This window comes from Streptacidiphilus pinicola (assembly GCF_003258295.1).
GTDB lineage: Bacteria > Actinomycetota > Actinomycetes > Streptomycetales > Streptomycetaceae > Streptacidiphilus > Streptacidiphilus pinicola.
Window position 1 is genome coordinate 34,274 of the sequence record NZ_QKYN01000046.1, and the last position, 22,013, is coordinate 56,286.

The window sequence follows — 22,013 nt, forward strand, 5'->3', positions numbered from 1 at the left end:
CCTGGTCCTACTCGGCCAGGCTGAGCGCGGCCAGGGCCGCGTTGACGATCGAGCCCGTGTCGAGGCTGTTGATCTCGTAGAGGTCGCTCACGGTGCCCGACTGGCCGAAGGCGTCGACGCCCAGCGGCACCGTCGGGACGCCGAGGGCGCCGCCCAGCCACGCCATGGAGTGCGAGGCCGCGTCGTGGACGGTGACCAGCGGGGAGCGGTCGGTGCCGAAGGCGGCGCGCAGGGCGCCCGGGGCGTCCGGCGTGCGGGCCGTGCGGTAACCGGACCGCAGCGTGCGCTGCCACTCGGCGTAGAGCAGGTCCTGCGAGGTCACGTCGATGACGTGGGCCGCGACGCCCTCCTCCGCCAGCTCGGCCGCCGCCGCGAGGACCTCCGGCAGCACCGCGCCGGAGGCGGCCAGGCGGACCACCGGGGCGTCCGGGCCGACGCCGGAGGCGTCCACCAGTCGGTACGCACCGGCCAGCACCTGCCGCCGCAGCACCGTCTCGCCCAGGCGCGCCTTCGCCGCGTCGAACGCGGACTGCTCCAGCGGACGCGTGGTCAGCCGGAAGTAGTGCGCCCCGCCCTCACCGCGCGCCACCTGGCCGACCGCGTCGCACAGCAGCCAGTCCAGGGCGCCCGCGAAGGCCGGCTCCAACGTGACCGTGTTCGGCAGCTCCAGACCCACCGACGGCGTGATCGTCGACTGGTGCGCGCCGCCCTCGGGGGCCAGCGTCACACCGGACGGCGTGCCCGCGACGATGAAGCGGGAGCCCGAGTAGACGGCGTAGATGAACGCGTCCAGGCCGCGCAGCACGAACGGGTCGTAGACCGTGCCGACGGGCACCAGCGGCTGGCCGGACAGGTCGAAGGACAGGCCCAGCTGGCCCAGCAGCAGGAACAGGTTCATCTCGCTGATGCCCAGCTCGATGTGCTGACCCGTCGGCCCCTCGGCCCAGCGCAGCACCGGGTCGCTGTTCCAGGCGCGGCGCTCGACCGGCGCGAAGACCCCGGTGCGGTTGATGAAGCCGGCCAGGTTCGTCGACGTGGCGACGTCCGGCGCGGTGGTGACCAGCAGCGGCGCCAGCTCCGGCTGCCGCGACAGCTCTGCCAGCACCCGGCCGAAGGCCTCCTGCGTCGACAGTGGCTTGCCGGTGCGCACCCCGCTCGAGGCCGGGACGGCCGGAGCCGTGATCGCCGGAGCGGCCGGGTGGGTGAACAGCCGGGCGCGGTCGGTGGCGAGGCGGCCGGCCGGGGTCGCCGGATCCAGGCGGTCCCACTCCGTCGCGGACGTCAGCCCGTGGGCCGCCCGCAGCTCGTCGACCTGAGCGGTCGTCAGCAGCGCCGAGTGGTTGCGCGGGTTGCCGGCCGTCGGCAGGCCCCAGCCCTTGACCGTGTAGGCGAAGACGACGCTGGGCCGGTCGGCGACGGCGTCGCACTCGGCGTAGGCCTCCAGCATCGACGCCAGGTCGTGCCCGCCCAGGTCGGTCACCAGCGTGGCCAGCTCGGCGTCCGGGATCACCGCGCAGAAGTCCGCGACGGCCTGCGGCGCGCCGTCCAGGAACTGCTTGCGGACGTCCTGCTCGGGCAGCCCGAAGAGCGACTGGTAGTGCTCGTTGGGCATGTTGTCGATCCAGGCGCGCAAGGCCTCCCCGCCCGGACGCGCGAACGCGGCGCGCAGCCGGCGCCCGTACTTGACCTCGACGACATGCCAGCCCGCGGCGGCGAACTGCGCGGTCCACTGGGCGATGCGCACGCCCGGGACGACGCGGTCCAGCGACTGGCGGTTGAAGTCGACGATCCACATGACCTTGCCCAGGCCCTGCGTGGCGTCGTCGGCGATGGCCTCCCAGACGTTGCCCTCGTCGAGCTCCGCGTCGCCCATCAGCGCCACGAAGCGCGAGGCCGGGCGGGCGCCGAAGTGCGCGTCGACGTAGCGGCGGGTGGCGGCGGCGAACAGCGGGGCGGCGGGGCCGAGACCGACGGAGCCGGTGGAGAAGTCGACCCGGTCCGGGTCCTTGGTGCGGCTCGGGTAGGACTGCAGGCCGCCGCGGGCGCGCAGGGTGGTCAGGTAGGAGCGGTCCAGGTTGCCGAGCAGGTACTGGATGGCGTGGAAGACAGGCGAGGCGTGCGGCTTCACGCTGACCTTGTCCGGTGCGTCCAGGTGGCGGAACCAGAGCGCGGTCATCGCGGAGACCAGGCTGGCGCTGGACGCCTGGTGTCCGCCGACCTTCACGCCGTCGCCGGTGGCGCGGTCGTGGTTGGCGGAGTCGACGATGCGCGTGGCGAGCCAGAGCACGCGCTGCTGGATCTCGTCGAGCAGCTCCAGGTCCGCCGCGTCCGGGGTCGCCGTCGCGGGGGCCGTGGAACCACCGTCGAGAGGATGAGGGTGGTGATCCATGGCAGCAGAGTGCCCGAACCGTCCCGACCTGTCACGCGTGGGGATGGTCACGCCCGCCCTCGCCGACGGGTCGCCGACGCACCGGGTAGCGGTGCAGGTCACAGCGGTGATCGTGAATCTCGGGAACAGCGGCTTCCGGTGGACCGTTGCCGCAGTGCGGGGCGGCGTCGCCGTAAGTCGCAACGGACAGAGCAAGGAGAGGGCCGGAGCATGGGACTCAACCGGGCGGGGAGGATCGCCGCGGGGCTGGGCGTGGCGGGCGCCACGGCAGCGGCCTGGGCGGCACGCGAGGTGCCGGTCGCCTTCGGTGGCGATCCGACCTCGGGTGGCCGGGGCGAGCGCCTCCAGGCGTCCCCGCAGTACCGCGACGGCGTCTTCCACAACCCGCCGGGCCCGGAGCGCACGGGCGAGTTCTCCCGCCCCGACAGCGGCGGCGTGGCCCGTGAGCTGCTCTTCGGCAAGCAGCAGCGCAAGCCCTCCCGGCCGATCCCGCTGGTGCGGGACGTGGCCGCCGAGGCGAGCGAGGAGCTGGCCGTGACCTGGTTCGGCCACTCCAGCGCGCTGGTGGAGATCGAGGGTCAGCGGGTGCTGCTCGACCCGGTCTGGTCCGAGCGCTGCTCGCCCTCCCAGTCGGTCGGCCCGCGCCGGCTGCACAACCCGCCGATCGAGCTGGAGCGGGTGCCGGACGTCGACGCGGTGCTGATCTCGCACGACCACTACGACCACCTCGACATGCACAGCATCCGGGCGCTGGCCCGGCTGCAGGACGCGCCCTTCGTGGTCCCGCTGGGCGTCGGCGCGCACCTGGAGCGCTGGGGCGTGCCGCGCTCCCGGATCATCGAGCTCGACTGGGACGAGTCCGTCGAGGTCGGCGGGCTGCGCCTGGTGTGCACCGCGGCCTACCACTTCTCCGGCCGCGGCTTCCGGAACAACGGCACGCTGTGGAGCTCCTGGGCGATCCTCGGCGCGGAGCGCCGGGTCTTCTACAGCGGCGACTCGGGCTACTTCGACGGCTTCCGCAGGACGGGCGAGAAACTCGGCCCGTTCGACCTGACGCTGATCCAGATCGGCGCGTACAGCGAGCACTGGCCCGACATCCACATGACCCCCGAGGAGGGTCTGCGCACCCACCTCGACGTGCGCGGCGGGCTGCTGGTGCCGGTCCACTGGTGCACGTTCGTGCTCGGCATGCACGACTGGTCCGAGCCCGTGGAGCGCCTCTGCGAGGCCGCGGACGCGGCCGGCGTCGCCCTGGCCGTCCCCCGCCCGGGCGAGCGCCTGCTCGCGGCGGCGCCGCCCAAGCTCGACCACTGGTGGCGCTCGGTCGTCTGACGCGCGGTGGTGTGAGTTCCCTGGTCAGCTGCCCATCCGGGGGTGGGGGATGGGCAGTTCGACCCAGACGACCTTGCCGCCGGTGGCGGTGCGTTCCACGTCGCAGGTGCCGCCGGACTCCGCGGTGACCGCCTTGACCAGGAGCAGGCCGCGGCCGCCGAGGCGGTTGAAGTCCTCGGAAAGGGCCTTGGGACGGTAGGGGTGGCTGTCCTCCACGGAGAGGCGGACCCAGCCGCGGGAGAGCACCACCTCGACCACCAGCTCGGGGGAGAGCAGTGCGGCGTGCCGTACCGAGTTGGTGACCAGCTCGGAGACGATCAGCAGGACGCCGTCCAGCAGCTCCTGGTGGCCGGGGCCGCCGATGCCCTGGGCGACCAGCAGGTCCCGCACGGCGTGGCGGGCGTGGGAGACGGTCACGTCCACCGCCGGGGCGGCGAAGCGCCAAACCCCCTCGATGGCGGGGCCCCCCTCGATGCCGGGGGGCGCTGTCACATCCGAGCCGCCCGGCACGGTTCCGGTCGCGAGCGGCGGTTCGCAGGGCTGGTCTCCGCGGACATGCATGTTTCGTTCCGCCATCCTCGGCTAGCAGTAGAGGTCGCTCCTGGGCAGAGAGGTCGTCCTATCACAGCCTTGTCCTGCCCATCGAGCGGCTCCAGCGCACAAAGTGACCGACAATGCACGCTTGGTTTCCGAAAGTGACCTGATCGGACGCCTTTCGATCGGAGGTCGGGGTGGTCGGGAGCACTCTGTTTTCTTGGTATTGTTGTGCACGTCAGCGCGGGGAACCGCGCAGGCCACCGGCGCGGGTGGCGGAATGGCAGACGCGCTAGCTTGAGGTGCTAGTGCCCTTCGGGGCGTGGGGGTTCAAGTCCCCCCTCGCGCACGTTTGATCGAATCAGCCCTCCCGGTCGACAGACCGGGAGGGCTGATTCCTTTCGCTGACGACTTCTCAGTCCGATCAGTGTGATCAGTCCGACCAGACGGTCAGCACCGCGCCGTCGATCTCGATCCGCCGGGTGCGGGTGATGTCCCCGCGTCGGAGCGCGTCGAGGCAGCGGCAGAAAAGGATCATCTCCTTGTCGTCCAGGACCGCTGCCGCGAGATCCAGGACCTGATGCAGCGCGGCGTCCGTCAGTTCCGCCGGCAGCTCCCCCGAGAGCAGCACGACGGACTCCCCGCTACGGCCCCGTACCACCGCGGTGGTGGGGCCTCCTTGCACGACCAGCACGTATCCCCCCTGGCCTTGTTGCCAACGTTCGGCAGAGTCCGCCGGAGGCTCGGAGGTCCCTGTTGGCGACGACGCTAGCCCGGCCAGGGGCCTTCGGCCCCTGGCAATCGCCGAATTCGCTCATTGCGGTCGACATCGGACATTCCTGCAACCGATTCGGCCGGCAGGTCGTCGTTATCCGACCTCAGTCCGAACCTTCACCCTCGGGAAGGCGGCTGCGTTCGAGCAGGGATTCGACCAGGGCGGCCACGTGGCGCCGGTTCTCCGGCGACAGCTGCTGCACGGAGGCGATCAGCACGTCCACCTCGGGATCGGGTGCGGCCTCGTAGAGGTGGATGCCGCAGGCCTCGGCCGCGGCGCGGCGGATCGTGTCGAGGGGCAGTTCGAGCCCGCGCGCCAAGCCCTCCAGCGTGGCGGGCTGGGGCATCCGCACCAGGCGGTCGGTGGTGGCGAGGTGGTGCACCGTCGACCGGGGGATCTCGCCCCGGCGTGCGACGTCGCCGTAGGACCAGCCCTGACGGTCCAGCCGCTCCCTCATGAGCGCCTGCAGTGTGTTGGACACCCTGCTCCCTCCCTCGTGCTGGCTCGATTCTAGGGCGATCACGCCTCCTGGGACTGGTGCATGGCCGCCCACCTGCACATTTCTCTCTGTTGCCAGTCTGTTACAGAGAGTCGTCGAGGAAACCCTTGCGCGGTCGGCCGCCGGGTGACTACTGTCCAATCTCGTTGGACAAGCCGTCCGACAACATTGGACGAAGATCCCGGAGGGGGAGCCATGAGCATGGACATCACCGAGCTGGAGGCCGAGTCGGCGGAGCTGCTGCCGGGCCGTGAGGCGCTGGGCCGGCTGAAGTTCAGCTTCCACAAGACGGTCAACGTGACCAAGCACGTCGCCCACGTCAACGCGCACAACAGCTCCACCGCGACGAACATCGCCTCGAACTGCTCCACGGCCGGGTCCGAGGCGCAGCAGTCGATCGTCATCCACCAGTAGTTCCACCGGCCATCCGACCACCACTGAGCAAGGAGAGCACCATGAGCATGGACATGCACGAGCTGGAGGCCGAGTCGGCGGAGCTGCTGCCGGGCCGTGAGGCGCTGGGCCGGCTGAAGTTCAGCTTCCACAAGACGGTCAACGTGACCAAGCACGTCGCCCACGTCAACGCGCACAACAGCTCCACGGCGACCAACATCGCCTCGAACGGCGCGGACGCCGAGTCGCAGGCCTCCCAGTCGATCGTCATCTCGCAGTAATCCACGGCAGTTCCGCACAAGACACGACCGCGGCACGGGCCGGTCTCGGGGAGGGGCCGGCCCGCGCCCACGGGGGAGGACACACCCAAGATGACAGTCACTGTGGAGACCGAGGTCGCGGTCGTCCCCGGTCCAGGTGGCTTCGCCACGTCCGTGCAGCCGCCGCACCTGCCAGGTCCGGTGTTCCCCGTGCCCCGGCTCTCGGCCGGGCTGCGGCTGCACGGCGAGTACCAGGGCTCGGGCTTCACCGAGCCGCGGTACATCGCCCGTCGCGGAGACGGGCAGGTCGTCCAGCTGTCCCGGCTGCTCCACCTGGTCGCGGGCGCGATCGACGGGGAGCGCGACACCGAAGGCATCTCACACCGCGTCAGCGGGCTCTTCGGTCGCGAGGTCAGCGAGGAGAACGTCGCCTACCTGATCGAGAACAAGCTCGTCCCGCTCGGCGTCGCCGTCCCCTACGGCCAGGAGGACGACGAGGTCGACGCCCCGCGCTCCGACCTGCTGCTGGCCCTCAAGGGCCACCGGGTGCTCTTCGACGAGCACCGCGTCGCCCGGATCGGGCGCGCGCTGGCCTGGCTGCACCGGCCACCCGTGGTCGTGGCGGTGCTACTGGCAGCGGTCGCGATGGACGTGTGGCTGTTCGGCTCCTACGGCGCGATGACGCCGGTGCTGCACGTGCTGGACCAGCCCGTGCTGCTGCTGGTGGTCTTCGCCCTCACCGTCGCCTCGCTGGTCTTCCACGAGTTCGGGCACGCCTCGGCCTGCCGCTACGGAGGGGCCAGGCCCGGCTGCATCGGCTGCGGCCTCTTCCTGATCTGGCCCTCGATGTACACCGACGTCACCGACGTCTACCGGATCGGCCGGGCCGGCCGGATCCGCACCGACCTCGGCGGGGTCTACTTCAACGTCGTCTTCATGCTGGGCCTGACCGGCTGCTACTTCCTCACCGGCCAGCCGTTCTTCCTCAGCGCCGTCTACCTCGGCCACTTCGAGGTGCTGGAACAGCTGATGCCGGCCGTCCGCCTCGACGGCTACTACATCCTCGGCGACCTGGCCGGCATCCCCGACCTCTACGGCAAGATCCGCCCGATCGTGCTCAGCATGGTCCCCGGCCGCCCGACACCGCCCGAGGTCGCCGGGCTGAAGCGCTCTGCGCGCGTCATCGTCACCGGCTGGGTCTGCACCATGGTGCCGCTGCTGCTGGGCGACCTGGGCTACGCGCTGTGGAACCTGCCCCGGATCGTGGCCACCGGCGTCCGCTCGCTGACCGAGCAACTCTCCGGCACCGCCGACGCGTTCGGCCACGGGCAGCTCGCCTTCGGGGCCGTCGGCCTGCTCGGCTGCGTGATGCTGATCTGTCCGCTCGCCGGCATGGCCTACCTGTCGGTCCGGCTGGCCGGCCGCCTGCTGCGCGTCGCCGGGCGCGCGACCGAGGGAAGGCCGCGCCTGCGCGCCTCGGTGAGCGCGCTCGGGCTGGTGGCCGTGGGCGGGCTGTGCTGCGCCTGGCTCGTCGGCCTCACCCCCAAGCCGCTGCCTGCGCAGCCGCCGATCGTCCCCGTGCTGCAGCCCGGCGTGCCGACGGCCACGCCCAGCGTCCATGTCACCCGCCATCCGCGCCACGGCGGTGCCGGCGCCGGGGGCGGCGCGACGCCGGGCTCCGGCTCGGGGCACGCCCGCGTCGGCGTGGTGTCGCCCAGCGCCTCGCCCTCGCCGTCGGTGCTCCCTTCCCCGAGCGCGACGGCCCGGCCCACCGTGCCACCGACCCACCCGGCGTCGCCCACCGCGACCCCCAGCGCCGGCAAGCCCTCGGACCACCCGAGCACCGGGCCGTCGGCCTCGACGAGCGCCAGGCCGAGCGCGTCGCCCTCCACGTCCGCCACGGCGCCTCCCCCGCCCACGACGGCCGCGACGAGCGCCACCAAGGCGCTCCCGTAGATCCCTGCAGCCCGTTCCCAGCGAGGAGCACACCCATGGAGCTCAACCCGCACCGCAAGCCCCGCATCCGACCCCACGCCGGCGCGGCGCGCCGCGCCCTGCGCTTCGGCCTGCTCGCCACCGCCGGGCTCGGCGTGATCGGCGCGACCGCCGGCACGGCCCAGGCCGTCCAGGGCGTCGCTGTGGCGCACGACAGCGCGCGCACCCTGGCCGACCGGGCCCACGAGACCAGGTTCCAGGACTCGTTCACCGTCCACCAGTACGGCACCCTCTACGCGGCGAGCGCCCGCAACCAGGCGCTGGCGGTCTCCGCCTACTGCTCCGCCGACGACCCGTGCCGCTCGGTCGCGCTGTCGTTCCAGATCGTCACCATGGCGGGGGAGAACATCCACCTCAACGCCGTCAACCTGAGCCGCGCCGAGAACGTGCACTGCGACGACTGCCAGACGCTGGCCGGGGCCTACCAGTTCGTCGTCTCCACACCGCGCCCGTTCACCCTGAGCGCCGCCGCGCAGCGCCAACTCGCGGACATCCACCGCAAGCTGGACGCGCTGGGCCGCTCGCACGCCTCGGTGGCGGAGCTGAAGAGCCAGGCCGACGCGCTGGCCGCCCAGGTCACCTCGATCCTGAAAGCCGCGGCGGCCACCGCCCCGAAGGGCCCGGGCGTGGACGCCCTGGCGCAGCTGGAGCCGGAGGTGACGGTGCACCGGGTCTTCGACCAGCGCTGACCCTCCGCCGCGCCACCGGGGAGGGCCGCCCCGGTGGCGCGGACCGATCTGTAAGAGAGGCCCTACTCGTCGTGGTCGTCCTTGCGGACCTCGATGTGGTCCGGGGCCAGATCGACCGCGACACGGTGTTCCATGCCCAGTGCCTGTAGGAACTTGGCGGGCAGCTGGACCCGGCCGGTGCGGTCGAGCATCACGTACTCGCGCTCGCTGACCGACTCCGCGCCGTGCTCGTCGACCACCGTGCGGCGCAGTACCTCGCTGCTGGTGCGGCCGTCGCGGACGGCGACGGTGCGGCGGACCTCGCCGGCCACCATCGGGTCGTGCGTGACGATCACGACGGTCGCGCCGAGCTCGCGGTTGACGGTGCGGAAGGCCTCGAAGATGCCCGCCCCGGTCTCGGAGTCCAGCTCGCCGGTGGGCTCGTCGGCCAGCAGCACCGCCGGCTGGTTGGCCATCGCCACGGCGATCGCGACGCGCTGCTGCTGGCCGCCGGAGAGCTCGGCGGGAACGCGGTCGGCGAGGTCGCCGATCCCGAGCGCGTCCAGCAGCTCGCGTACCCGCGGCAGATGCCGCCTGGCGCGGCGGCCGTGGGCCAGTTGCAGCGGCAGCGCGACGTTCTGGGCCGCCGTCAGGAACGGCAGCAGGTTCCGGGCGGTCTGCTGCCAGACGAAGCCCACCACCTCGCGCCGGTAGCGCAGCCGCTCCTTGGCGGTCATGGCGAGCAGGTCGCAGCCGGCGACGGTCGCGCCGCCGGCGGAGGGCAGGTCGAGCCCGGCGAGGATGTTCAGCAGCGTGGACTTGCCGCTGCCGGACGCGCCCACGAGCGCGACCAGGTCGCCCTGGTCGACCACCAGGTCGAGCCCCTGCAGGGCCTGGACCTCGATCCGGTCCGCGCGGAAGATCCGCACCAGTCGGTCGCAGGCGATCGCGGCGCCTGCTCCGTAGCGTCCGGGCACGGCCGCCGCCAGAGCGCGGTCACGAATCTCGTCGAAGGTCGGGGTACTGGTCAACGGCCGTCTCCTGCTCTCAACTCGACGGTGATCTGTCGTCTGCCCTGGACGGTCGCCTCGGCCAGCCCCGCCACCGCCACCAGGCCGGCGACGATCAGGGTCTGTTCGAGGATCGGTGGCGCCGTCAGCGTCAGACCGGTCGGGACCGGCGTGCCGACCAGGGGCGACAGGTCGACGGTGGGCCCGAGCAGCAGCACCGCGGCGGTGGCCGCCAGCCCGCCGCCCAGGGCCGCGGTCAGGGTCTGCGGCAGCGACTCGGCGAGGATCAGCCGCAGGCCCTGCCGTGGCCGCAGGCCCATGGTGCGCAGCCGGGCCAGCAGCGCGGCGCGCTCCGGGCCCGCCCGGACCAGCGCCAGCAGCACGGCCAGCAGCGCGAAGCACCACGTCGCCACGGTGCACGCCCAGAAGATCCGGGCCGCGGCGGCCTGCAGCGGGTCGTCGGCGAGGGCGGCCACGTGTGCGGCGCTGGTGTCCGTCCCGAAGGCGGCGGGGACGGCGGCGCGCAGCCGCGCGTCGCCGACGGCGCCGAGGCCCAGCCAGCGGTTGGGCCGGCTGACGTCCGGCAACCGCGCGGCGACAGCGCTCGCCGGGAGGACCACGACGGTGGCGGTGGCGTCGGGGACGGCCGGAGTGCCGGTGACCACGCCGACCCCGGTGACCTGGAGTTGGCGCCCCCCGTCCAGACGCAGCGCGTAGCCGTGGCCCGAGCCGGCGCCCGCGAGGTCGCCGCTGACCAGCCCCGGCACCGGGCTGCCGGAGCCCGACGACGGCGTGGTCAGCTGCGCCGGATCGAAGGCGCCCCGGCCGACGGCCCGCGCCAGCCGCGCGTAGGTCTGCGGGTCCACCGCGACCAGGGTGGCCGGGGGTTGGACGGCGCCGTCCTTGACGACGGTGACGTCGTCCTGCTCCCAGAAGGCGGTACCGAGGCTCACGCCGGGAAGCGCCGCCAGGCTCCTGGCGAGACCGGGAGGCAGTGTCGCGCCCGGGGGAGCGACGACCGACGCGTCGCCGCCGACCGCCAGCCGGGCGAGCGCGGAGCGGGAGTCGGAGACCGACCGGAGCGTGGCTGCGCCGAAGCCGGCGGTGGTGACGGCCAGGGTCAGCGCGAGCAGCGGCAGGACGGAAGGGCGCCGCGCTCCGCCGGTCCCGCGGGCCGCGCGGGCCAGGCCGAGGAAGCCGACGGCCCCGCTGCCCCGGCCCGCGGCCCGCGCCAACGCGCCGACCAGCAGCGGCTGACAGCGTGCCAGCAGTACCGCGCCCACGGCGGCGAGCAGCAGCGGCGCCGCCACCTGCAGCGGGTCAAGACCGCCGACGCCGCGTCGGCGTACCTCGGCGACGGCCGCCACCGCGGCGGCCAGCAGCGCGAGTTCGGCCACCAGCCGACGCCCGCGCCGCCGCCGGGCGGGCCGCAGCGCGAGCGTGTCGCGCAGCAGGGTGCGCACCGGCACGGCCAGCAGCGCGAAGAGCAGCGCGGCGACGGCGGCCACCAGGGCGGGGAGCAGGCGGGGCGTCGGCAGCAGGACCAGGGCCAGCCAGGTCGCGAGCAGCCCGGCCGGGAGCACGGTGCTCAGGCTCTCGCCGAGCAGCCGCAGCACCAGATCGCGGCGGGAGCCGCCGCGCGCCCGAAGCAGCCGCAGCTCGGCGGCGCGCCGTTCCGCCGTCAGACCGGCGGCCAGGCAGAGCACCACGGCCACCACCCCGGCCAGTCCTGCCGGACCGATCGCGGTCAGCGGCCGGATCGCGGCCTGGCGGGCGGCGGCCCGGTCCAGCAGCGCCAGCAGCGGGGAGTCGACGAGCAGGTTGTACCGGCCGCTGGCCTCCGCCGCGGCCTGCTGGGTCGGTCCGCCCATCCAGGACGACAGGTCGGCGCGGCTGAGCGCGAGGGTGTCGCCGTGCAGCCGGGTGTAGTCGACCGGCAGCCACCAGAAGTCCTCGCCCAGGCCCCCTGACCAGGTGTCGGTGACGGCCACCGAGCTCGCGCCGATCAGGGCGGTGGCGAGCCAGTACCGCGGCGGGTCGTCGCCGCCGGGCAGCGGCAGCAGACAGGCGTGGGTGGCGCAGGACAGCCCCGCCCAGAAGCGTCCGTCCGGTTCCAGGGGCGTGTAGAGACCGACCACCTGGACGTCGATCCTCGGCGCCATCAGGCCGTTGGTGTGGAGCAGTTGGCCCACCCGGACGCCCAGGGTGCGAGCGGTGGCCCGGGAGAGGGCGACCTGCAGCACCCCGTGCCGGGGCGCGGCGTTCGGCCAGTGGCCGTCCACCAGGTGCAGGTGGCCGTCGGTGCGGCCCAGGTAGAGCAGGTTGAGCCGCGGGTCGACCCCGTCGGGCCGGGCCAGGCCCGGATCCGGCAGTTCGCGCGGCTGCCGGCTGCGCTCCCCGTAGGCCACGTCGTGCGCGTCCAGCGGGAGATGGGGGCTGAGCTGCGGGGTCAGCGCGGCGAGGGCGACGTCCAGGTCCGCCGCGCGCGCCGGGCCGGTCTGCTGGCGGGGGGCGGCGTCCGCCTGGATCTGGGTGTCGGTCTGGTCGACGCGCTGCAGGGAGGCGGTGAGCGCCTGGTCGGCCGAGCGGTCCAGCTCGCGCGGCAGGGCGGCGGCGAGGAAGACGGCACAGAACGCCAGCACGGCGGTGAGCAGGGCGGCCAGTGGCGCGGTGCGCAGGCGGGTGCGCACCCAGGGGGAGCGGACGGGCACGGTCACAGCTCCTCCAGGGGGCGCGGGCGGGCGGTGGTGCTGCGACGCCCGCTCAGGAAGGCGGTCAGCACGGGCACCACGACGATCGCGCCGACCAACGCGAAGGTCCGGCCCAGCGGCAGCGTCACCTGCACCGGCGGCACGGGCTGTTGCGCGGTCGGGGTGAGCACCACCAGCGGCACCACCAGATGGACGATCAGGGTGCCGACGGCGAGGCCCACCGCCGCTCCCAGCACGATCAGCACGGCCGGTTCTGCGGCGGCCGTCCGGGCCAGCCGACGTGGCGGACAGCCGAGCGCGCGCAGCACCGCGTTCTCCCGGGCGCGCTCGGACGCCGCGGCCGCGGTCGCCGCCCCGAACCCGATCGCGGCCAGGACCGCCGCGACCACCGCCAGCACCAGCAGCGTCACCTGCGGTCCCGCGCCCAGCGGATCGTCGGTGAGCTGGGCGGCCACCTCGCCGCGCAGCTGCACGTCCTGCGTCCCCGGCAGGGCGCGCAGCGCCGCGGCGGCCCGCGCGGGCACCGGGTCGTCCGGTGCGGCGGCGGGCAGCCACCACTCGGTCGGCTCCGGGCAGGTCGCGTCCAGGGCGGCCAACTGCCGCGTCAGCGACGAGAGATCCACGACCACCGCCTTGCTGCCGGCCGTCGGCATCGCGTTCAGGACGCCGGTGATCCGCAGCCGCACGGTGGCGTCGCCGACGGGGAACGGCACGACGTCGCCCACCTTGGCGGCGACGGCGCTCAGGTAGTCGCGCGTCGCCAGGGCGGGCAGGTTGTCCGTGGGTGCGGGCCCGGCGCCGGAGGACGCCGGGGTGATCGCGGCGTCGAGGATGTTCTGGTTCGTCCGGTAGTCGAACGCCAGCACCCCGGCACCGTCCACGACCGTCGTCGCCTGGGAGCTCGCGTCCGCCGACTGCGCCGGCGGCGTGTAGGCCGACCAGGACGTGCCGGCGGGTGCCGCGACGGTCGTGGCCGGCCCGTCGGCGGTCGCCGCGGTCGCGATCCCTTGCACTGTCAGCCGGCCGCTGAGCGCGACGCCCGGCAGCGGCTGCACCTGGACCTGGACCCCCGCCAGCGTGAGCGGCCAGGCCGGCGCGCCCAGCGGCGTACCGGCGGGCCCGGAGAGGTTCACCGCCAGCGTCGTGGCTCCGGACAGCGGGACGGTCGGCGTCTCCACCAGGTGTACCGCGCCGAAGCGGTCGCGCAGCTGCAACTGCAGGGTGGGTCCGGCCTGTTGGCTCGCGGTCGCGGCGCCGCCGTCCGGCGCGGCGACGGCGGTGAACCCGGTCAGCCGCGTGGTCACCCGCAGGTCGAGGCGCTGCGGCCGACCGGGCAGCGGCACCCCGCCCGCGGCTCCGTGCGGCGGCGCGGCGGCGACGAGGGGGCCGAAGAGCCGGGCGGTGCTCTGCCCGCCGAGCAGGTCGGCGCGGATCGGGACGCGTGCGGCGACGCCGGCGGCGTCGACGGCCAGCAGCTCGCTCTGGCTGCCGTCGGGCAGCGAGGCCTGGGTGCGGGCCACCGGGATGATCCGGTCCCCGCCGGGCAGCGTGCCGAACCGGCCGCCCTGGCCGAGCGCGGGCAGCGTCGAACCCCAGATCCGCAGGCCGTCGGCGGTGGCGAAGGAGGCCTGGTCGGACTGCGAGGCCGACCAGGAGGAGTGCTGACCGAGCGCCAGCACACCGGTGGCGACGGCGAGCACCAGCAGCAGCGTCGGCCCGGTGGTCCGTCCCGGACGCCGTGCCAGCTGCCAGCCCACCAGCGCCGCCGACAGACCCCGCCCCCGCGCCGCGAGCAGGCCGCCGAGACGCGCCGCGTAGGGGAGCAGCCGCAGCACCACGACCGTGCCCGCGCACAGCGCCAGGCTCGGGGCCGCGACGGCGACGGGGTCGACGCCGAGCCCGTTGCCGGCGTCCGCGCTGGAGTGCCCGAGCTCCCGGTAGGCCAGCACCGCCAGCGCGATCAACGCCAGGTCCGCGCCGGAGCGGGCGACGCCGCCGACGACGGCGTGCCGCTGTCCGGCCCGCGCCAGCAGGTCGGTGGCGCCGCGCAGCAGGGCCGGGGCGGCGGCCAGCACCGCGCAGCCCAGCGCGCACAGCCCGGCCACCAGCCAGGAGCGCCAGTTCAGCGAGGTGTCCAGCGGCACCTGCCGCAGCGGTCCGTAGCCGTGGGCCAACAACCGGAGCAGCACCGGCGTCAGCAGCGGCGCGAGCACGGCTGCGGGCAGGGTCAGCAGCAGCGCCTGCAGCGCGGTGAGCAGGGCGACCCGGCGCCGGGTCGCCCCCCGCGCCGCCAACAGCGCGTCCTCGGGCGCCTGCCGGGCGCCCTGCAGCTGCACGACCAGCAGCAGCGCGACGGCGGCCAGCAGCGCGAGCTGCAGCGAGCCGATCAGCTGGTCCGACGCGGACGCCTGCGCCCCCGCCCGCACGTCGTCCAGCTCCGCGTCGAGCTGCGTCTGCACCGTGAACGGGTCGGCGTGCTCCAGCGCGCTGCTCGCCGGGTCCACCCGGGCGCGCAGCGCGTCCGCCTCCGGCTGACGGATCGTCGACAGGTCGGGGCTGAGCAGCCAGCTCCGACCGTCCTCGGGCAGCGCACGGGTGGTGAAGACGGTGTCGTCCACCAGCATCGGCCCGTAGCCGGCGAAGCCGTTCAGCTGCACCTCCCGGCCGCCGAACGGGTCCAGCTGCCAGTAGGGCGCGGTGGCGTCCAGGGCGCGGTAGACGCCGGTGACGGTGACCGTGGTCGGCCCGCCCCCGTAGCGGTCGGCGAGCGTGACGCGCGCCGGCAGCGCGTGCGCGTCCAGCCGCAGCCGGGCCAGCTCGGCGCGCGGCACGGCCGCCTCCACACCCGTCCCCGGCCCGTGCGCCGCGGCGGGCCAACGGCCGGAGAGCAGTTGGACGTGGTCGCGTCCCAGCGCGGCGAGCCTGGTCAGGTCGGGATCGCTGCCGCCGGTGCTGGACGGCCCCGGCAGCCCGTAGGAGCGGCTGTGCGAGACGGCGTCGACGGCGACCGGGAAGCGTCCGAAGAGGGTGTGGCCGAACGCGGCCACCGCAGCGTCCTCGGCGGGCCGTTGGTCGGCGCCCTCGGTGCCCTCGACCAGCACGGTGGTGCGGTCGTGGCCGGGCCCCTGCAGCGCGCGCCGCACCCCGGCGTCCCCGACGGAGCGGCCGAAGGCCGTCAGGCAGGTCAGCACCGTCGTGCTGATCAGCACCGTCAGCAGCATCGCGATCGCGAGCGGCAGCCGTCCGCGCGCCCGGCGCAGCACCAAGCCGAACACAGTTCGTCCTTCCCCCCCCGGTACACCACGGGGGCCGGCGACGCTCCCCCTGCGGCACAGCGGCCGATCCTGGCACGCGTCTTCCGTGCACGGAAGAGGGGACTTGCGCGAAGCAGCCAACCGATGCGCAAATGTGAGCGCACCAACAGGGGTGGCACGAACGGGGGAGGCCGGGTGGCAGCGCGGGTGGCGGCGAGAGCGGCAGTGGTGGTCGAGGATCTGCACCGCAGCTTCGGCAGCGGATCGCGGGAGGTGCACGCGCTGCGCGGTGTCTCCTTCGAGGCGCGGGAGGGTGAACTTACGGCGCTCAAGGGCCGGTCCGGCTCGGGCAAGACGACCCTGCTGAACCTGGTCGGGGGCCTGGACACGCCGACTTCCGGCCGGGTCCGCCTCGACGGCACCGATCTGGCGAGCCTGGACGAGGACGCCCGCCTCACCCTGCGCCGGGACCGGATCGGCTTCGTCTTTCAGTCCTTCGGCCTGATCCCGGTGCTCTCCGCGGTGGAGAACGTCGGCGTCCCCATGCGGCTGCGCCGCGTCCCCGCCAAGCAGCGCGAGGAGCGCGCCCGCATGCTCCTCGCCCTGGTCGGCCTCGCCGACCACGTCGACCAGCGCCCCGGCGAGCTCTCCGGCGGCCAGCAGCAGCGCGTCGCCATCGCCCGCGCCCTGGCCAACGAGCCCGCCCTGATCATCGCGGACGAACCCACCGGCCAACTCGACTCCGAGACCGGCCGCTCGGTCATGGAACTCCTGCGCGCGGTCGTCCGCAGCGAGGGCGTCACCGCCTTGGTGGCCACCCACGACCCGAACCTGATGGAACTCGCGGACCGCGTGGTGGAGTTGCGCGACGGACGGCTCGTCGAGGACGAGGCCTGATCCGTGAGGGGCCGCCCTAGACGGGTGCGGTGGTGAACCTGCGCCAGATCGGGGCGGTGGGCGTGTAGCGGTGGTTGGCCCGGTGGGTCTCGACGCCGAGGTAGCGCCAGAAGTCGTAGATGGCCGCAGGCTCGAGGCGGCCCCAGCGGTCGCCGTCGCGGGCGGGCTGGTTGCGGGGGTCGTACTCGTCCCAGGCGAAGTCCTCGTAGCGGGGGTCGTCGGCGCTGATGCTGGTGAGGTAGGCGCGGGCGTGCCGGACGTTCAGCCCGAGCTCGGGGAACTGGGCGACCAGGACGTCCGGCGCCCCCTGGCAGGGCAGGTCGCCGAAGAACTTCGGGCCGGTGTCGGTCCACTGCAGGAAGCGGTCGACCACCTGGCCGTGGTGGAAGAGCTCGTAGCCCCACAGGTCGCCGTCGTAGACGAAGGTCAGCAGGCCGGAGCAGTCGAGGACGCGTGAGACGTGCAGCTGCGCGCGCCGGCGCAGGTCCCACTCCCAGCCCTTGGTCCAGTTCAGCACGGTCCAGCCGTTGTGCTGCTCGTGCAGGGCGTAGGAGTCGGCGCCGGGGCTCTGGTCGTCCTCGAGGTGGTGCCGCTCCTGGGACCAGAACTGCTCGAGCGCGGCGTACACCTGCTCCTGGTCGACGCCGCGGAACATGTTGGTGCGCAAGAACAGGCCCATGCGGACGACTCCCAAGGATCGCTCAGCGGACGACGAGCGGACAAGCTCTGCGGCAGTCTGACAGCCCCTTCGCGGGTCGGGCTCGAATCCGGACGGAGTGCGTCAGTTCAGGGAGTTGAGGTAACGCAGGGTGGCGTCCGGGGTGGCGAGCCAGCGGGGGAAGTCCGTCGGGTCGGCGTAGGTCTGGGCCAGGCGGGAGGCGATGCGCGGGTCCGTCGCGGCCTGGGCGAAGGCCAGGCCGATGTGGTCCGGGAGGGGGCCGAGCATGGCGGTGGTGAAGTCCACGGTGTGGCGGGCCTCGGCCCAGTACGCGTCGAAGAGGGTGCGCATCCACGGTTCGTCGAAGGGGAGTTCACCGCGCTCGGTGACGGCCGCGGCGTAACGGGCGGCGCAGCGGGCGGCGTTGTTGGCGCCCTGGGCGGTGATCGGGTCGTTGAGGACGAGGGTGTCGGCCATGCCCAGCACCGCCGGTCCGTTCGCGCCGCCCGGGTGCGCCAGCGGGTGGCGGACCGTCGGCGTGACCGCGCCCACCAGGGACGCGCCCGGGTCGGTCGGCTCGGCGTTCGCCAACGCCTGGTACTCCCAGGGGAGGTGGCGACGGATCAGATCGACGCTGCGGGCCAGCAGTTCCTTCGGGTCGGGGTCGTCGCCGAAGACGTCCAGCGGTCCGCCCGGTATCGCCTCCCACAGCAGGATCACGCACGGGCCGCTCAGCGTCAGCCCGGGCTGCAGCACGAGCTCCCCGGCGCCCGCGACGATGTGGATCCGGGCCGGGGCGCCGGCCTCCGACGGCAGATCGGCGGGCCGTCCCACGCCGTGCAGGTAGACCGCGGCCAGCGTCCGCTGCGGCGCGTCGAAGCGGCTGCGCTCGGCGTCGCGCGCGAAGGCGCGCGCCAGCGGCCCGCGTCCGGCGGCGACGACGGTGAGCGCGTTGCGCTCCGCCAGCCGGACCAGGTCGTCGGCGGCGGCCCGCCGGTACTCGACGCGTCCGCCGCGCTCCTCGAACAGCTCCAGCCAGGCGGCGGTCTTGACGCGCTGGTCCACGGAGTGGGCGGGCTGCTCGGGCGTGGCGTCGAAGGTCAGCACCGGCTGCCCGTCCACGCCGACCACGAGGTGCAGCGTGCCGGTGTCCGGCGCCGCGCCGTCCCACAACGCCAGCCCGGCCGCGCGCTCCAGCGCCCGCGCCGGGCCGAACATCGCCTGCGTGGAGAGCACCCGGCCGGCCCGGATCCGGTCCGGCGTGCGCTCCGAGACGACGGTCACCCGATACCCGTCCGCCTGCAGCGCGAGCGCCAGATGCAGACCGGACTGCCCCGCCCCGACGACGGCCACCTCACGCATCCCGCCACCCCTTCCCGCCTCAACGACGGCTCCCTGTGGGGTCGTCGGGACTCATGCTGGCCCGTGGCGCACCCTTGCGCACATATGCCGGTCACCGATATATGTAATCGACATGAGTGAAGGCGCACGCCCCATGCAGGAGCCCACGCTGCTCCTGCTCACCGCCTTGGCCGACGAGCCCAGGCACGGCTACGCACTGATGCAGGAGGTCGCCGAGATCTCGAACGGACGGGTGCGGCTGCGCACCGGCACGCTCTACGGCGCGCTGGAGCGGCTGCAACGGGAGGGAATGGTCCGGGTGGAGCGGGAGGAGGTCGTCGACGGCCGGGCCCGCAAGGTGTACGCGCTGGCCGACCAGGGCGCGTCCGCGCTCGCGGAGGAGACGGCGCGCATCCGGGCCGTCGCGCTGGAGGCCGAGCGGCGCCTGGCGCTGCGGCCGCGCCTGAAGGGGGTCACGGCATGACGAACGAGCAGACGACGGAGACGCCGGGGTTGTTGCGGGTCGCGCTGCGCACGTATCCCAGGGCGTCCCGCGGTGGGCACGCCCAGGAGCTGGCGGCCATCTACGCCGAGGCGACGGCCGGTCAGGGCCGGATCGCGGCGGCCGGCGAGGCGCTGGACGTGGCCGGACACGGCCTGCGGCTGCGCTGTGGCCTCGGCGGCGGGGGCCGCGCCGACGAGATCGTGGCGCGGGCCGTGCCGCTGGCGGTCACGCTCACCGCCACCCAGGGGGTCGCCTACGCCGTCGCCCTGGCCGTGATGCTGCTCGACGCGCCGGAGTTCGCGCACCTGGGCACGGCGAACCAGCTGGTGCTGGTCGCCGACGCCGGCGCGACCGTGGTCTGGCTGGCGGTCCTCGGCCTGCTGCTCGCCGGGCGCACCGGCGCCGCCCGCATCCTGGGGACGCTGGGCACCCTGGCGCAGCTCCCCGTCGTCCTCGCCGCGCTGCCCGGCCTCGACCTGGGGCGGGCCGACGCGGTGGGCGGCGCACTGCTGCCGTCGCTCTTCGTCTGGCTGTTGCTGCTCGCGGCACCGCGCGACATCCTCGCCACCGTGGAACCGCGCGACCGCCGGCTGATGGGCGGGGTCGCGCTGTTCGCCCTGGTGCCCTACGCGCTGATGCTGCTGGTGCACTACCCGCACCTGATGATGCTGTACGTCAGCTTCGTCTGGTTCCTCCCGGTGGGTGCGGCGCTGGCCCTGGCCCGCAGGCACAGCACGGTCCCGGCCGCCCTCGGCGTGGCGGCGGTCGTCGGGGTGCTCCGCTTCGGCCTCCCCGAGCTGGCCGATCTCACCTCCGCCCGGACGGTCGCCTTCGCCGTCCTCGCCCTGGCCGCCGTCACGCTCGCCCGGCGCCTGGACCTGCGCAACCGCCGGCGGAACCCGGATCGCACCCCGGTCGGCTCCTGACTTGCGTACGATCGACAGCTCGCCCGCGTCGCCCGCCTATGCTGGCGGCGCGGGCACGAGCAGGCACGAGGCGGGCGGAGGCAGGGCACGTGACGACGGAGGAGATCCGGATCCTCGCCGCGACGGCGATCCTGGGCTACGGGTTCCCTGACGCGTCGTTCGAGGCGGGCCTCGCCCGGCGGCCGCACGTGATCGCGGCCGACGCCGGATCGACCGACCCGGGGCCCTACTACCTCGGCGCAGGCGAGTCCTTCACCGACCGCACCGCCGTCCGGCGCGATCTGGAGCGGATGCTGACCGGGGCCCGGCGCCTCGGCGTCCCCGTCGTCGTCGGCTCCGCCGGCGGGGCGGGCGCGGCGCCGCACCTGGAGTGGCTGCGCGGCGTCGCCGACGAGATCGCCGCCGAGCAGGGGCTGCGGCTGCGCACTGCGGTCATCCCGGCGGACGTCCCGCGGCCGGAGGTGCTCGACGCCCTGCGGGCCGGCCGGATCTCCGCCGTGCCGCACGGGCCCGAGCTGACCGAGGCGGACGTCCGCGCCACGACGCACCTGGTGGCCCAACTGGGCGTCGAACCGCTGGTGGAGGCACTGCGCGGCGGCGCCGACCTGGTGCTGGCCGGGCGGACCTACGACCCGGCGGTCTTCGCGGCGCTGCCGCTGCTGCACGGCTTCGACGAGGGCCTCGCCCTGCATCTCGGCAAGATCCTGGAGTGCGCCGCCATCGCCGCCGTGCCAGGCAGCGGCAGCGACTGCATGCTCGGCACGCTGCGCCGCGACCACTTCGTGGTCGAGCCGCTCTCGCCACAGCGCCGCTGCACGCCCACCTCCGTGGCCGCGCACACGCTCTACGAGAAGAGCGACCCGTACCACCTGCCCGGCCCCGGCGGTCATCTCGACCTCACCGACTGCGCGTTCACGCCCGAGGGCGAGCGCGGCGTCCGCGTGACCGGCTCCCGGCACGTGCCCGCCCCCTACACGCTCAAGCTGGAGGGCGCGCGGCTGCGCGGCCACCGCACGGTCTCGCTGGCCGGCGCCCGCGACCCGGTCTTCATCCGCGAGCTGGACACGATCGTCGCGGGCGTCCGCGAGCGCGTCGCGGACAACTTCCCCGACCTCTCGCCGGACGACTACGAGCTGCTGGTCCGCGTCTACGGGCGCGACGGGTGCATGGGCTCGCTGGAGCCGCGGCCGGTGGTCGCCGGGCACGAGGTGGGCCTGGTCATCGAGGCCGTCGCGCGCACCCAGGCGCTCGCTGACACGCTGTGCGCCTTCGCCCGCTCCACGATGCTGCACTTCGGCTACCCCGGCCGCCTCTCGACCGCCGGGAACCTGGCCTTCCCCTACTCGCCCTCGGACTTCCACGCGGGCGCGGTCTACGAGTGGAGCGTCTACCACCTGATGCGCGTCGACGACCCGTCCGCCGCCTTCCCGATCCACTGGACCGAGCTGCCCGAGGGGGCGTCGTGACCACCGGTCGGGACACCGTCCCCCTGCCCGAGCTCGTCGACGTCGTGCGCAGCAAGAACGCCGGACCCTACGAGCTGACCCTGGACCTCATCTTCACCACCCGCGCCCAGTACGAGCTGGTCAAACGCGACCGGTTGATCGGCCGGCGGGTGATCGCCGAGCTCTACGGCGTCCCGGAGGCGGACGTCGGCGAGCCGATCTTCTACGACCCGGCCCGCGCCGTGAAGATCAACCTCCGCCGCCCGCTGACCTCCGGGGACGTCGGCGAGACCGACGTCTACGGCGCCCAGCAGCACGGCCCCCTGCTCGCCCTGCGCCTGCCGGTCGCCGAGGAGCCGCCGCTCCCCACGTAGGGTGGGGCGGGTGCTCGGCGCTTATACACATCTCCGAGCCCACGAGA

General features: G+C 74.2%; 19 protein-coding genes and 1 tRNA gene. 11 read left to right on the forward strand and 9 right to left on the reverse strand.

Annotation, left to right across the window (positions count from 1 at the left end; translation table 11 throughout):
- Nucleotides 1-7: 7 nt before the first annotated feature.
- The gene (locus DN069_RS12810) at nucleotides 8-2,389 is read right to left on the reverse strand and encodes a transketolase-like TK C-terminal-containing protein (RefSeq protein WP_111501069.1); all 2,382 of its coding nucleotides are present in this window, start codon (nucleotides 2,387-2,389) and stop codon (nucleotides 8-10) included.
- 210 nt (nucleotides 2,390-2,599) lie between these two features.
- Between DN069_RS12810 and DN069_RS12815 the strand changes: the two genes are divergently transcribed.
- The gene (locus DN069_RS12815; RefSeq protein ID WP_111501070.1) at nucleotides 2,600-3,721 is read left to right on the forward strand and encodes an MBL fold metallo-hydrolase; all 1,122 of its coding nucleotides are present in this window, start codon (nucleotides 2,600-2,602) and stop codon (nucleotides 3,719-3,721) included.
- Nucleotides 3,722-3,745: 24 nt separating this feature from the next.
- On the opposite strand, the gene DN069_RS12820 is transcribed toward DN069_RS12815, so the two are convergent.
- Complete coding sequence (locus DN069_RS12820) at nucleotides 3,746-4,282, reverse strand: ATP-binding protein (protein ID WP_111501071.1); 537 nt, start codon at nucleotides 4,280-4,282, stop codon at nucleotides 3,746-3,748.
- Between the two features lie 239 nt (nucleotides 4,283-4,521).
- On the opposite strand from DN069_RS12820, the gene DN069_RS12825 reads away from it, so the two are divergent.
- Nucleotides 4,522-4,604 (forward strand) — tRNA-Leu (locus tag DN069_RS12825).
- Nucleotides 4,605-4,688: 84 nt separating this feature from the next.
- Here DN069_RS12825 and DN069_RS12830 read toward each other — a convergent pair.
- The gene (locus DN069_RS12830; RefSeq protein WP_243639149.1) at nucleotides 4,689-4,949 is read right to left on the reverse strand and encodes a hypothetical protein; all 261 of its coding nucleotides are present in this window, start codon (nucleotides 4,947-4,949) and stop codon (nucleotides 4,689-4,691) included.
- A gap of 184 nt (nucleotides 4,950-5,133) precedes the next feature.
- Nucleotides 5,134-5,511, reverse strand: a complete 378-nt coding sequence (locus DN069_RS12835; protein WP_111501072.1) for a helix-turn-helix domain-containing protein — start codon at nucleotides 5,509-5,511, stop codon at nucleotides 5,134-5,136.
- 213 nt (nucleotides 5,512-5,724) lie between these two features.
- Between DN069_RS12835 and DN069_RS12840 the strand changes: the two genes are divergently transcribed.
- From DN069_RS12840 to DN069_RS12855, 4 genes are all read left to right on the forward strand, one after another.
- On the forward strand, nucleotides 5,725-5,943 hold the full coding sequence (locus DN069_RS12840) for a hypothetical protein (RefSeq protein ID WP_111501073.1): 219 nt from the start codon (nucleotides 5,725-5,727) through the stop codon (nucleotides 5,941-5,943).
- A gap of 41 nt (nucleotides 5,944-5,984) precedes the next feature.
- A complete protein-coding gene (locus DN069_RS12845; RefSeq protein WP_111501074.1) occupies nucleotides 5,985-6,203 on the forward strand; it encodes a hypothetical protein in 219 nt (72 codons plus the stop codon).
- 90 nt (nucleotides 6,204-6,293) lie between these two features.
- On the forward strand, nucleotides 6,294-8,138 hold the full coding sequence (locus tag DN069_RS12850; RefSeq protein WP_243639152.1) for a hypothetical protein: 1,845 nt from the start codon (nucleotides 6,294-6,296) through the stop codon (nucleotides 8,136-8,138).
- 35 nt (nucleotides 8,139-8,173) lie between these two features.
- Nucleotides 8,174-8,866: a hypothetical protein gene (locus tag DN069_RS12855; protein ID WP_111501075.1), complete on the forward strand. Its 693-nt coding sequence runs from the start codon at nucleotides 8,174-8,176 to the stop codon at nucleotides 8,864-8,866.
- 62 nt (nucleotides 8,867-8,928) lie between these two features.
- Here DN069_RS12855 and DN069_RS12860 read toward each other — a convergent pair whose 3' ends face one another.
- The 3 genes from DN069_RS12860 to DN069_RS40020 are packed head-to-tail and all read right to left on the reverse strand — an operon-like array spanning nucleotide 8,929 to nucleotide 15,841.
- The gene (locus DN069_RS12860; protein WP_111501076.1) at nucleotides 8,929-9,876 is read right to left on the reverse strand and encodes an ABC transporter ATP-binding protein; all 948 of its coding nucleotides are present in this window, start codon (nucleotides 9,874-9,876) and stop codon (nucleotides 8,929-8,931) included.
- Complete coding sequence (locus tag DN069_RS12865) at nucleotides 9,873-12,566, reverse strand: ABC transporter permease (protein WP_133259902.1); 2,694 nt, start codon at nucleotides 12,564-12,566, stop codon at nucleotides 9,873-9,875. The genes DN069_RS12860 and DN069_RS12865 overlap by 4 nt, the downstream gene beginning before the upstream one ends.
- A 2-nt stretch (nucleotides 12,567-12,568) precedes the next feature.
- Nucleotides 12,569-15,841 (reverse strand): ABC transporter permease, encoded by a 3,273-nt coding sequence (locus DN069_RS40020; protein ID WP_111501078.1) that lies wholly within the window; start codon nucleotides 15,839-15,841, stop codon nucleotides 12,569-12,571.
- Nucleotides 15,842-15,964: 123 nt separating this feature from the next.
- On the opposite strand from DN069_RS40020, the gene DN069_RS12875 reads away from it, so the two are divergent.
- A complete protein-coding gene (locus DN069_RS12875) occupies nucleotides 15,965-16,717 on the forward strand; it encodes an ABC transporter ATP-binding protein (protein WP_111501079.1) in 753 nt (250 codons plus the stop codon).
- Nucleotides 16,718-16,733: 16 nt separating this feature from the next.
- Here the strand turns inward: DN069_RS12875 and DN069_RS12880 are convergent, their stop codons facing one another.
- Together DN069_RS12880 and DN069_RS12885 are read right to left on the reverse strand one after the other, a co-directional pair.
- Nucleotides 16,734-17,396, reverse strand: a complete 663-nt coding sequence (locus DN069_RS12880) for a hypothetical protein (protein ID WP_111501080.1) — start codon at nucleotides 17,394-17,396, stop codon at nucleotides 16,734-16,736.
- Between the two features lie 102 nt (nucleotides 17,397-17,498).
- Complete coding sequence (locus DN069_RS12885) at nucleotides 17,499-18,737, reverse strand: styrene monooxygenase/indole monooxygenase family protein (protein WP_111501081.1); 1,239 nt, start codon at nucleotides 18,735-18,737, stop codon at nucleotides 17,499-17,501.
- A gap of 133 nt (nucleotides 18,738-18,870) precedes the next feature.
- On the opposite strand from DN069_RS12885, the gene DN069_RS12890 reads away from it, so the two are divergent.
- The 4 genes from DN069_RS12890 (at nucleotide 18,871) to DN069_RS12905 (ending at nucleotide 21,966) form a co-directional block, all read left to right on the forward strand.
- Nucleotides 18,871-19,200 carry a PadR family transcriptional regulator gene (locus DN069_RS12890; RefSeq protein ID WP_243639155.1) on the forward strand — a complete coding sequence of 110 codons (330 nt, stop codon included), beginning with the start codon at nucleotides 18,871-18,873 and terminating at the stop codon, nucleotides 19,198-19,200.
- On the forward strand, nucleotides 19,197-20,147 hold the full coding sequence (locus tag DN069_RS12895) for a hypothetical protein (RefSeq protein WP_111501083.1): 951 nt from the start codon (nucleotides 19,197-19,199) through the stop codon (nucleotides 20,145-20,147). Before DN069_RS12890 ends, DN069_RS12895 begins: the two co-directional genes overlap by 4 nt.
- An 89-nt stretch (nucleotides 20,148-20,236) precedes the next feature.
- Complete coding sequence (locus tag DN069_RS12900) at nucleotides 20,237-21,613, forward strand: acyclic terpene utilization AtuA family protein (RefSeq protein ID WP_207892137.1); 1,377 nt, start codon at nucleotides 20,237-20,239, stop codon at nucleotides 21,611-21,613.
- Nucleotides 21,610-21,966, forward strand: coding sequence for a DUF4387 domain-containing protein (locus DN069_RS12905; RefSeq protein WP_111501085.1), 357 nt, complete (start codon nucleotides 21,610-21,612; stop codon nucleotides 21,964-21,966). The genes DN069_RS12900 and DN069_RS12905 overlap by 4 nt, the downstream gene beginning before the upstream one ends.
- The last annotated feature ends 47 nt before the right edge of the window (nucleotides 21,967-22,013 follow it).